This window comes from Bacillus sp. MUM 13, assembly GCF_001866725.1.
Taxonomy (GTDB): domain Bacteria; phylum Bacillota; class Bacilli; order Bacillales; family DSM-1321; genus Peribacillus.
Genome location: NZ_MLYQ01000101.1, coordinates 1 through 11,510 on the forward strand (window position 1 = coordinate 1; position 11,510 = coordinate 11,510).

General features: G+C 41.8%; 11 protein-coding genes and 1 pseudogene. 3 read left to right on the plus strand and 9 right to left on the minus strand.

The genetic code is table 11. The annotated features are described in order from the left end of the window. Window positions 1–85 precede the first annotated feature (85 nt). Window positions 86–382: a hypothetical protein gene (locus BIV59_RS19445; protein ID WP_071353119.1), complete on the plus strand. Its 297-nt coding sequence runs from the start codon at window positions 86–88 to the stop codon at window positions 380–382. 43 nt (window positions 383–425) lie between these two features. Here the strand turns inward: BIV59_RS19445 and BIV59_RS19450 are convergent, their stop codons facing one another. Beyond that, window positions 426–1,274 (minus strand): alpha/beta fold hydrolase, encoded by an 849-nt coding sequence (locus BIV59_RS19450; protein ID WP_071353120.1) that lies wholly within the window; start codon window positions 1,272–1,274, stop codon window positions 426–428. Between the two features lie 269 nt (window positions 1,275–1,543). On the opposite strand from BIV59_RS19450, the gene BIV59_RS19455 reads away from it, so the two are divergent. Then, window positions 1,544–3,001, plus strand: a complete 1,458-nt coding sequence (locus tag BIV59_RS19455) for a SulP family inorganic anion transporter (RefSeq protein WP_071353121.1) — start codon at window positions 1,544–1,546, stop codon at window positions 2,999–3,001. Window positions 3,002–3,047: 46 nt separating this feature from the next. Here the strand turns inward: BIV59_RS19455 and BIV59_RS19460 are convergent, their stop codons facing one another. The 3 genes from BIV59_RS19460 to BIV59_RS19470 all read right to left on the minus strand — a co-directional run bounded on the left by BIV59_RS19460 (window position 3,048) and on the right by BIV59_RS19470 (window position 5,552). Beyond that, entirely contained in the window at window positions 3,048–4,151 is a 1,104-nt protein-coding gene (locus BIV59_RS19460; protein WP_071353128.1) for a threonine aldolase family protein, read from the minus strand. A 175-nt stretch (window positions 4,152–4,326) separates the two neighbouring features. Then, entirely contained in the window at window positions 4,327–4,974 is a 648-nt protein-coding gene (locus BIV59_RS19465) for a Type 1 glutamine amidotransferase-like domain-containing protein (protein ID WP_071353122.1), read from the minus strand. A gap of 14 nt (window positions 4,975–4,988) precedes the next feature. After that, on the minus strand, window positions 4,989–5,552 hold the full coding sequence (locus tag BIV59_RS19470; RefSeq protein WP_071353129.1) for a GNAT family N-acetyltransferase: 564 nt from the start codon (window positions 5,550–5,552) through the stop codon (window positions 4,989–4,991). A gap of 613 nt (window positions 5,553–6,165) precedes the next feature. Between BIV59_RS19470 and BIV59_RS19475 the strand changes: the two are divergent. Continuing rightward, window positions 6,166–6,651: pseudogene (locus BIV59_RS19475) on the plus strand (GyrI-like domain-containing protein); the annotation flags it as partial. A 159-nt stretch (window positions 6,652–6,810) separates the two neighbouring features. Here BIV59_RS19475 and BIV59_RS19480 read toward each other — a convergent pair. The 5 genes from BIV59_RS19480 to BIV59_RS19500 all read right to left on the minus strand — a co-directional run bounded on the left by BIV59_RS19480 (window position 6,811) and on the right by BIV59_RS19500 (window position 11,266). Next, entirely contained in the window at window positions 6,811–7,617 is an 807-nt protein-coding gene (locus BIV59_RS19480) for an aminoglycoside adenylyltransferase domain-containing protein (RefSeq protein ID WP_139194421.1), read from the minus strand. A 25-nt stretch (window positions 7,618–7,642) separates the two neighbouring features. Continuing rightward, a complete protein-coding gene (locus BIV59_RS19485; RefSeq protein WP_071353125.1) occupies window positions 7,643–8,203 on the minus strand; it encodes a maltose acetyltransferase domain-containing protein in 561 nt (186 codons plus the stop codon). A 33-nt stretch (window positions 8,204–8,236) separates the two neighbouring features. Beyond that, complete coding sequence (locus tag BIV59_RS19490; protein ID WP_071353126.1) at window positions 8,237–9,442, minus strand: MFS transporter; 1,206 nt, start codon at window positions 9,440–9,442, stop codon at window positions 8,237–8,239. A 17-nt stretch (window positions 9,443–9,459) separates the two neighbouring features. Beyond that, window positions 9,460–10,467, minus strand: a complete 1,008-nt coding sequence (locus tag BIV59_RS19495; RefSeq protein WP_240501952.1) for an ROK family transcriptional regulator — start codon at window positions 10,465–10,467, stop codon at window positions 9,460–9,462. Between the two features lie 271 nt (window positions 10,468–10,738). Then, complete coding sequence (locus tag BIV59_RS19500; protein WP_071353127.1) at window positions 10,739–11,266, minus strand: AAA family ATPase; 528 nt, start codon at window positions 11,264–11,266, stop codon at window positions 10,739–10,741. Between the last annotated feature and the right edge of the window lie 244 nt (window positions 11,267–11,510).

An 11,510-nucleotide genomic window follows, 5' to 3' on the forward strand; every position in this document is an offset into this window, starting at 1 on the left:
CCTTTAAAGCTAATGAGCAGATTTGTAAAAAAAATACATTTATTATATAATTTAGAATATTCTAGAAAAGATGAGGAGGACGAATTTGAATATAAAAAAACTTTTATTTAAAAAAATCCAATATAACGTAAGCGGACTGATTTCCAATTCCCTTGGCTTTTTTGTTGTTGTCTATTTTTCATCAGCATATGCTGACAGAAAATGGACCTATACATCTGTATTATTAATTATTCTTTTTCTCTTAATAAGCTGTCTATTTTTCAGTTACTTAGAAATTGTATTAAGCAGGCTGCTTGGAAAGAAAAATATTGCTGTTGGCCAAGGCTGGCATATTTTCGTAATATCTTGCATTCTGTTTTTGTATTATTTTATCATCCAATAAAAATCCCTCGCAGTTTTTCCCCCAATAAATATATGGCTTTCAATCACCTAAGAAACTCCTGAATCATACTGATTTGTTCTTCTGTATTTAATGCCGGGGCATGTCCGAGTTTTGGAATCGTGCGCATTTCACAGTTTTGCTTCTGCTCCATTTTCTGCGCAACATCAAGCGGCAGAACATCAGATATCTCACCGCGGATGAGCAGAATATCCGCTTTAATTTTATCCCAGTGCCCCCATAAATCCAGGTCTTCGGTATGCTGGAATTGAAGCGAAATATTGGGGTCATAATCCGGGCTGACCTTTCCATCATCTCTTCGTCTTTGGGAATTCCGGGTGAAATCCGTCCATTCCTCCTCATTTGAAAGACCGAATGTCCTGTAAATACTTTTATAATAATTTTTTAATTCAGTGAATGTCTTGAATGCAGGAGGAGCTCCAACATAGCTGATGATCCGGCTTATGCCTTCAATATCCTCTACACGGTTTTCAGAAGCACCTGCGCCAATATCATTTAACACCAAGTGTGTAATCCGGTGCTGATGGGCAGGTGTGCCGCTGATTCGCATGCCGATTGCGCCCCCCATCGAAGTTCCCACCCAGCGTACCTTTTCAATCCCCAGATGATTCAATAACCTGATGGCAAGATTGCTGTACGTTTCAAAGCAGTAATCTCTTTCAGGGTCCGTGCTCCATTCGCTTTGTCCGCGCCCGATGGTATCAGGGCAAATCACATAATAGCTGTCAGCCAAATGCCTTGCAAGGATATCAAAGTCCCGCCCATTCCGGGTCAGACCATGCCAGCAAACCACCGCCGGGTTCCCCGGATCTCCCCATTCCGTAAAATGCACTTCCATCCCGCCGATTGTTTCAAATCTTGATCTCGGCTCCATAACTAAAAACCTCTTTTCTTTATAAATTCTTCTACATCTTATTATTCAAGATAACCAAAGATATCCCCTTCTTTCAGCTAATAACCTTCGCTATAAAACTTGGCCGATAGATAAGTACCAAAGAGCTAATTTGAAGAAAATCAACATGTTCGCGTTCACATGATGGTTAACAAATATAAAGCAATCAGGTATAATAGCAACTGTCTAAAACGGCCCCGGCTTTCATGAGAGTTGAAAGTCAAACAAATGAATAGAAGAGGTGTATTTGGTTGGATTTGCAAAAAATTAAATATGAATGGTTTGGGAATATCAGGGGTGATATTCTTTCTGGTCTGGTCGTGGCATTTGCCTTGGTTCCGGAAGCGATTGGTTTTTCCATTATTGCAGGAGTCAATCCGATGGTTGGTTTATATGCTTCCTTTTGCATTGCCCTTGTCATCGCCTTTGTGGGCGGCAGGCCTGCGATGATTTCAGCTGCAACTGGTGCCACTGCCTTATTGATGGGCGGCTTGGTGAAAGGCCATGGCCTGCAGTATTTGCTTGCAGCTACCATCCTGACAGGCATTATCCAAATTATATTCGGATCTTTGAAGATAGCACGACTAATGAAGTTCATACCGCGGTCTGTTATGACGGGCTTTGTTAATTCACTGGCCATCCTGATATTCATGGCACAATTGACCCATTTTCAAGGAGCGACATGGGTAATGTATGGAATGGTTGCCGGTGGCTTAGCAATTATATATTTGTTCCCGCGAATTACGAAGGCTGTGCCTTCACCGCTGGTCGCAATCATTGTGATTACCATTATTGCAGTTGCAGCAGGAGCACATGTCCGCACAATTGGCGATTTGGGCAGTTTAAGCCAGTCTCTGCCCACATTCATTATTCCGGATGTACCGTTTAATATGGAAACATTGCGCATCATTTTCCCATACTCACTGGGAATAGCTTTGGTTGGGCTGATTGAATCCCTTTTGACTGCCCAGATCGTGGATGATCTGACAGACACATCAAGTGACAAAAACAGGGAAGCACGCGGCCAGGGGATAGCCAATATTGCTTCTGGATTATTCGGCGGCATGGCAGGCTGCGCGATGATCGGCCAATCCGGCATAAACGTCAGGTCTGGCGGCCGGGGAAGGCTTTCCACCTTTGTTGCAGCTGTCTTTTTAATGATTTTAATTGTTGCTTTAAACGATGTTCTTGTAAAAATCCCAATGGCTGCCTTAGTGGCTGTCATGATTATGGTTTGCATTGGAACCTTTGACTGGTCATCTATCAGGAAATTGCCGATCATGCCCATTACAGATACAGCCGTGATGGTTGTTACCGTGATTACGGTTGTCGCAACGGACAACCTATCTATTGGAGTAGTAACGGGTGTTATTTTAAGCGCCATTTTCTTTGCTTCCAAAATGTCCAAGGTTGAAGTAAAAGCTCTAACGGGTGCAGATTCACATAAGAAAACCTATCAAGTGTACGGCCAGCTTTTCTTTGCTTCTGTTACTGACTTTGTGGATCAATTCGATTTTAAGGAAGAAATTTCTGAAATGGATCTCGACTTATCCAATACACATCTTTGGGATGATTCAGCCGTAGGCGCCATTGATAAAGTTGTGTTAAAGTACAGGCAAAATGGCGTAAAAGTGCATATTAAAGGATTGAATTCCGCCAGTACCAAGCTGATGGATAAACTAGCTGTTATAAATGCAGCTGCTAAGTAAAAACCTGAAGAAAAAAACCACGTTCATGAGAGCGTGGTTTTTTGTGTTACTGAGACAGGGTGGCAGTTTTCATTTTTTCCTTCAGAATCCCAAAGGTTTCTGTAACTTTTTCTTTTGGAACATCTTCAAAAGAATCGCCCAAGCTGATTTCAAAATAGCAGGCGTTTTCCCCGCTGCTGTTTAAATAGCTTGTTATACCGATGCCGGTTTCCTGCTGCAGTTCGGCCAGCACTTTTTCTGTCTGTTCTGCAGGAAGCTGGAAATACACGTGAAACATATTGGAAACAGGCACTTCAGGAAGTGTTGATATATGTTCACAGGAATTGAAGTGCCCAGCAAGCACCTTCGCCTGCTCATAATATAATGGCATTTTTTCATAACGCTGATTGTAATAATAATCCGATGAAATGATGTAAGGATACAGGCTGATCAAATCACCGCCATAGCGTCTTTTCCAAACCTTTGATTCTTCGATGAAAGATTCACTCCCAGCAAGGATCGCCCCTGCAATTCCGCCGATTCCTTTATAAAATGACATATACACACTGTCAAAAAGAGTACAAACCTCAGCAGCCGATTTTCCGTAATAAGGAAGTACCTCAAGCAAACGCGCCCCGTCCAGATGAAGGCGTATCTTTTTTTCCTGACAAAAAGCAGAGATTTTCTCCAGAGTTTCAAAGCTTGGCAGCTGGCCGCCAATTTCCCGCTGCGGCAGCTCAAGCAGTACACTTGAAACCTCTTCTTCCATGCTGACGATATCTTCAATCTCAATGACCCGGGTTTTGTCTGCAAGAAGAACCGTTTCAATGCTGTGCAGCTTTTTCAGGCCGTCTTGTTCATGAATTTCAAGGTGGCTCAACGGATGATAAGCAACTTTCTTTATGCCCTTTTCATCACACCAGATCCGGAGTGCAATCTGCTGGGCCATCGTGCCGCTCGGAAAAAAGACCGCCGCTTCCTTGCCCAATAATGCAGCCATCTTGTCCTGGAAATCCTCAATCACCTTCCCTTTTCCGTAAATATCGCTTTCCAGTGTTCCTTCGATATCCTGGAATGCCTCTTTAAGAGCACCAACATTGTACTTGCCATGGCCTCCAAGACGATAGCTGCAATTTCTAAACGCCTCTTTTAATGACACAGTTTCCTTCATCATACATGCGCCTGCCTTTTTTCTGAATATTTTAACGATATAGTTACTATACCATGTAATAATCTATGAAAAGCTATTAAACTATTGTCTGAGCCTGGAAACATGCAGCTTTTGCAGGTTTCTGACAAAATCATGCGGCTTTACATATAAATCATGCAAATTCAAAATACCCGTGCTAAATAACAGAATTACTGCTGCCTATTACATGTTTATTTCCGTCTTTAAACTGATATACATCATGAATATACTCCGTTATTTTGCCACCATAAAGGATTGCACTTCCATTTGGTATGGCGTAGATGTCTCTATTTTGAGATAAGGGGATAAGCTCTTCATCCAGGCTGCTGTCATAATGAACTTCAAGGCTGAAGTCTAATAATCCCAATCCTTTTATAAAATGAGTCTCAGGATAGTCATCGTCTTTTGTGATCAAACAGTCTTTACAGAAGATGAGTGCGCCTGCACTCACGCCGATCATCATTCCGGAAAATTCTTGAATAGTCTGCAGCAGATTTTTTTCTATCAATCTATTCATTAACAGCTCTGGTCTGCCCCCTGTAAAATATAGGACCTCGGATGTTTCAATCTCCTGCTGCATTTCTATACTTGTTAACGATTCATCAAGCAGGGATATCTGCCCCAATCCAATATCAGAAAACAATTTCATTGCTGATTGAACCCATCTATCCCGTTTTGATTCCTCAGTCGCAAAAGGAATAATCAATACCTTATTACCGGCATCTGTATATCGGGACACAGCATCCATTACATCGTCAAGCTCTCCTGCAGAGGGATTTCCCCCACCGATTAAACATATTTTCATCATCATTCTCCTCGTTATTTAATAATAGAATATATGCAGGTATCAGTAAGTCTTTTTCCATCTGCGGACAAATCTTCATTCCTTAGGATTCCTTCTAAGCTGAATCCCAGTTTTTCAGGAATCGCACGGCTCTTACTGTTTTCACTTTCACATCTGATTTCAGCTCTTCTGAAAGAAATCGTATTCAGGGCCAGGTTTGTTAATTCCTGTACCGCTTCGGTCATATATCCTTTTCCTGTGAATGCTGTATTCATCCAGTAACCGATTTGACAGCTTGGAATATCCCAATCTATGTCCTGTAGGCTTGCTATTCCTACGAAATCCTTGTTTTCCTTTTCAAACAGCAGGAAGCGAAAAGCTTCTCGTTGTAAAAATTTTACATGAGCTATTCTCAGGTTAATTTCTGTTTCTTCCACTTCAGGAATAGTTTGAGCAAATGGAAGCCAAGCCTTCAGTTCAGGAAAAGAAGCCCTTATTGCCTTATTCACAACACTTCCGTCACCCATCTGCCGGGGAGCTCTCAATATTAATCGGCTTGTTTCTATTTGCGATGGTATTTCAAGTAATATTGGGTTCACTGCCTTTCCCTCCATTTCTATAAAAAAACTCCCGCCTCCAAGACAACCGTCTTGAGGGCGAGAGTTATAGATAGCTTCGCGGTACCACCTCAGTTTGCTGATACATCGCTGCATAAGCCTTTTCGGGTAAAGTACCCTATCTTGATATCGGAAGAATCCGTCATATTACCCCGCACAGGGCCATGAAACTCCAAGTCTTTATTCACTAAGCAAATTATTGCTCCCTTTCAGCAGGACAGGAGCTCTCTGTGAACAACGCTTACTCAGCTACTCATCTCTTCATCGTCTTTTATATGGAATTTTTTACATACTAACAGCTTTTTACTGACTTTTCAATTATTTTTTATACATATAGCTGCTTAAAATTCCAGGATTCATGCGAAAAGTCCTCAGAATCGTGCAGGTTTCTGGAAAAATCATGCGACTTCCCCCAGGAATCATGCACTTAAGAACCATCCGACCTAAATAGTAGTCATATTGCATGCTAGATATTAATCTTAAAACAGGCTTATTAAATACTGCTCAGTCTTTTAAAGCGGCAGGGATAAATTTACTTTTTATGGTATTATAATTACAAAAGCTTCTAGTCCTATTCAAAAACATCCTTAAAAAAACAATAAAGGGAGACCATGAAATGGAGTATAGAATTGAGAATTTAGATTTTGAGATAAGAATTGCAGGTAGAGGTAAGCCAGTTAAAACAAACAGGGCCTTTAAAACTATTCCATCACTTTGGAGCAAGGCGAAAAAAGAGGGTTTTATGCAAGAATTAAAAGATATGTCCTGGGAGAATCCCAAATGTTCACTAGAAGGAATTTTGGGCATTTGCGGAAATGAAGCAGCCATCACGGATGATGAATTCACTTATTTTATGGGTGTACGTTATGATGGCGAGGTACCTGAAGAAATGCAAACACAGATCTTGCCGCCAAGTAAATGGGCTGTTTTCCCGAATATTACGGAGGCATGGAAACGTTTATATTCTGAATGGCTTCCCTCCTCAGGATATGAACTTGCTAGTTTGCCTTGTATAGAATGCTATTACGGACCCGGGCATAAGCCGCGTCATGAATTATGGGTTCCGATAGTTTCTAAATAACAATTAAGGACTTTATCTTTAATACACGAAGCAGCTATTGAATAATGAATACAGCCATTACATCATAGAATGGCTGCTCTTTTTCTCGCCCAATAAAAACTGAGGGCACTTAGTACCATGTAATTGAAGAGAACGAATTACTTAATGTACGCTGGTATTCTATAAAATTTGACTTTTAAAGTGCCGATTGCACTCCTCTATTATATACTCCATATACCCCAGCGCCTCTCTTCGCCTCTCAAAAATAGATGTGTAGGAGGATTTCTTGATGCCTTTCCTAAGCCTTAGTGATTCATGAATAATTTTATGCCACTTCTCAGGCACAGTTTGCAATGCATATTCACCCGCACCTGCCTTGGATGTGATGTCGTATTCTCTAAAAGTAAAATAAAGTCGGGAAATTCCTAATACTCCCCATTCAATACAGCTCAGACTAGCTAGCGAATATATGTATCGGGCTGATGGGAATTTCCTGCACCCGCAAACCCAGTTCACCCAATAGGTGTTAAGGTTATTCCTCATATTTTTCAGTAATATATCCCAGTCCACCTCTAGCACAGCTTGCTCAATGTTTGGCCCTTTTACAGCGATTCCATATTTTTTCAATTGATAGGCATCAATGGAGTTTTTATCAAATTTGTTTTCACCATAAAACTTGCCTTCATTAAAGCGGAGGGCGGGAATTTCAGATTTGTCCCTGCAGCCAAGATCTTCCTGTATGACATACCAGCCATCTAAAGGAATCTTGGAATGTTTGTGCATAAGCTTATGAACCCTTTTTAAAATTTGTATATCTTTATCAGCTGCTTTCTTCTTGATAACCGCAATAAAATCAATATCGCTCCTTCCTTCCTGATACGCACCGAGCGATGATGATCCATAAAGATAGAAAGCTTCAAGATTATCTGGCATCTCTTTTTCAAGATTATCAAAATATGCATCCAGCAGATTGTTTATGCTGTCCATGGACCCTTCCCCCATCTATCCAGTTTCACAAATCAATATACTTAATGATTCTTGCAGGATTTCCTCCAACAACCACGTTATCCGGCACGTCCTTTGTCACGACTGCACCTGAAGCGATAACGGCATTGTTCCCGATGGTTACGCCCGGATTGATGACAGCTCTCCCGCCTATCCAGACGTTATTTCCGATAGTGACAGGCTTGCCATATTCTAATCCTGAATTCCGTTCTGCCGGGATAAGGGGATGTGTGGCTGTGTAAATATGCACCCCTGGGGCAAGAAAACAGTTATCACCCATTTTGACTTTACATACATCCAGAATGACGCAATCAAAGTTTGCATAAAAATTTTCTCCGACGAAGATGTTATAGCCATAATCGCACCGGAAATTCGGTTCTATGTATAAGCCATTGCCTGTGGAACCGAAGAGCTCTTTCAATAATTCTGTCCGTTTATCGATCTCCGTTTCCAGGGTTTCATTAAAAACCCTGACCTGGCGGCGGGCACTTACGCGGCCTTCTGCCAATTCAGGATCAGCGGGATTATACATTTCTCCTAGTATCATTTTCTCTTTTTCAGTTTTCATTGCACTCTCTCCTTAAAGGTTTGCAGGATTCATTCACCCTGCAATATTTTGCTCCAACCTGATTTTCATGATTTTATTAATTTTTTCAGATGTAAAAAGCATCGCTATCATGTAAACGGCGGCAAGAAACGGAAATATGCCGATGGAGGTACGTGAAGCAAGGATTCCGAGTAATGGCGGCAAAAAGGTCGTGCCCGTATAGGCAGCCGCCATCTGAAAGCCAATGAAGGACTGAGAATGATGCTTGCCAAACCGTATTGGCGTTTCATGAATCATGCATGGAAAAATAGGGGCCAAGCCAAGTCCAGCCAAAATCAGGCCAGGAAGTAACATAAAAGCGGGCAGAGGCAGAATCAGGATCACTGCACCCATAAGGGCAATGATCTGCCCCGTCCGAATCAGCATTTTGCTGCTGACTTTTAGGGTAATGAACCCAGTGATAAGCCTTCCTATTGTAATTCCGGCATAATACAGCGATATCCACTGAGCTGCACCGGCTGCTGATATTCCTTTGCTTTGAACAAGAAAACTGCTCCCCCACAGGCCGACCGTTGATTCGGCACCACAGTAAAAAAAGAAAGAAACAAGCGCAAACTTGACTCCTTTGAGTGAAAGCGGTCTTGATCCCCCATTTTCAGGAACGGCAGGCTCCATATGATTGGATGCTACAGCTTTGCTTTCCGAAATGTTTGATACTCTGGACCACAGCGGCAGCACTAATAAAAGGACAAACGCTAAGCTAAATTGCAGAATCGAAATGGTAAAATAGCCAGCTCTCCATGATCCTTGACCCGTAATGTAATGTGACATGATAATAGGGCCTGTGCTTGCCCCCACTCCCCAAAAACAATGCAGCCAGCTCATATGATGGGCTTTATAATGGAGGGCGACATAGTTGTTTAACACAGAGTCAATCGCTCCTGCACCAAGGCCGAGCGGCAATGCAAAGAGAATAAGCCAGACTAGGGACGATGAATAGGAATAGCCCAGAAGAGCCGCTGCCGTCAATATCACACTGGCAAATGTAACGTTCCCGGTTCCTAAGCGTCTATATAGCCAGCCGCTGGCTAAACTTGAAACAATTGTGCCGGAAGCAATCGCCATAAAAATATAACCGGCTGTATCAAGGGACTGCCCAAATTCCGGCTGCATCACAGGCCAGGCTGAACCCAGTAAAGAATCAGGAAGCCCGAGACTGATGAATGCCAGGTAAATCGCAATCAATAATAATGTCGCCATTCATTCTCACTCCTTCTCTAGCTCCTCAGTATCCGTTTCAAGGCAAGATATTGCAGCCCATGAAGGTAATCCTCGCGCCAGTCGCTTAGTGCCAGCTCAGGGAGATGCTCTTTTGGCACATATTTTGTGCTTTCCTTTTTAAGGACGGGAATTTGCGAAACATGAAATTCCTTATGATTAAGAATAATTTCATGCGGGTTGATGATTGCCGCAAGTGACGCAATCAGCCTGCTGACGGCCTTCAAATTTACAATCCCTTTTCTGTCTTTTTCCTGCTGCATCGCCTGGAGGAAGCTGCACTCATCATAAAGCGGTACGAATGACACTTCTCCCGCAAAATACGTGCTCCCCCGGACTACATTTCCGTTAACAAGCAAACCTGCTCCAGGACCATTTTCCCCAGTGTAGATATACGCAGCCGAATGATCCCGTCCCTTGCCTGAACGGTCATGGTAACCAAGCACGGCCGCATTCATATCATTCTCCACGATAGCTGGAATGCCGAATTTCTCCTCAAATATGCCCTGCAGATCCAGATTTTGGAATTCCTCATAATCAGGAATAAAAAAGATCCGCCCCTTCTCAACAGAACCCGGCACACCGAAAGCGGCACCGCTGATTTTTGGAAACCTTTCCAGCACTTCTTCTATCCACGCCAATAAAGCACCTTTGCCATCTTGAAGAAAGCTTCTATATGACCCATGCTCCTTTACTTCCCCCAGGCAATTAAATACCGTGTAAACCGTTTCATTTTTTTCTAAAAAAACAGACAATCCAAGCATATATTCCGGATTATACACATAACGCTGTGCCCGCCTTCCGCCGCTCGATTCATCAAGGCCTGCAGCAAACACCTCCCCGCTCTTCTCCATACGTGAAACCATTTTGCTCACCGTAGGAAAACTAATGCCTGCCCTATCGCAAAGATTTGCCTTCGTAGCACTGCCCATCTGCAAAAGAGCAACCCGGATACCATGCATAATCTGTAATTCCCTTTCCTTTGAAGAAGACCACTTCTCGCTCAATACAATCACCCGCTTATGTAAATGCACTATTACGTATGAAACCGATCAGCAACTTATTAAACGCGTTTAATAAGTACCTGGAAAGTATATCATAAATGCTGATTTTTTTGAAATTTTTTTTAATAGGCTCTTGGAGTCCTCTTATAAGGGGGCCTTACAGCTTTTCTGTCCATAATGAAAGATTTGTCCCAGTAACCGACGCTGGCTTTACTTAACTCATAAAAGATCAATATGGCGGAAACTTGCCCTCACCGCTGCCTCAACAAATAAATTAGATTAATTTATAATTTTGATTGTATAAAATTTGTTCTATTATAAATTCAATTGTTTTTTCGCTAGTATCCAAGATATATCTATCCTCAAGCCCTGACCCCATAAATTCATTCATTAGAATGGAACAACGTTCACCCATTCTATCTTCTGTATTTCTTAATTGATCTCTCCTTAGCAAAGTATCTTTATCACTCCATAAAACTGCATAATAAACAGAAACATCCATACTATTTAGGTTCTCTTTTAACCATTTGACCTCTGTTGGAAAGGTGACATAATCAATAACTACATCATTATTAAAATCAAGGAAATTTTGTGTAAGGCTTAAAATATTCGTCCAAATTAATGAGGTTTCCGTTTTACTTTCCCAAGGTTTTTCACGTCCATTTATGTGCATATGACTTATGTAATCTCCTGAAATATAAGCGCTATGACTTAATTTCCTTACGAGTTTTTTTGAAACAGTTGATTTGCCAACACCTGCTGGTCCAGATATGATGTAAACTTTTTTTGATTTATTGCACATTTGGAATTCCTCCCTTATTAGTTCCTATGATTCAAAATCAACATAACCATTATCTATATTTCACAATTTTAAATGATAATCATATCTTTTATTGTGACTCATTTCACTGCTGAGAGGTCTTTTTTATGGCTGTTTTCGTAAACTTTGTTGCTACCTGAACAAGGGGTTGATTTCCGCTCCAGGATGCTCGCTTTCCGTGGGGCGGGCGGTGAGCCTCACAAGCAATGCTTGCGGGGTCTCACCT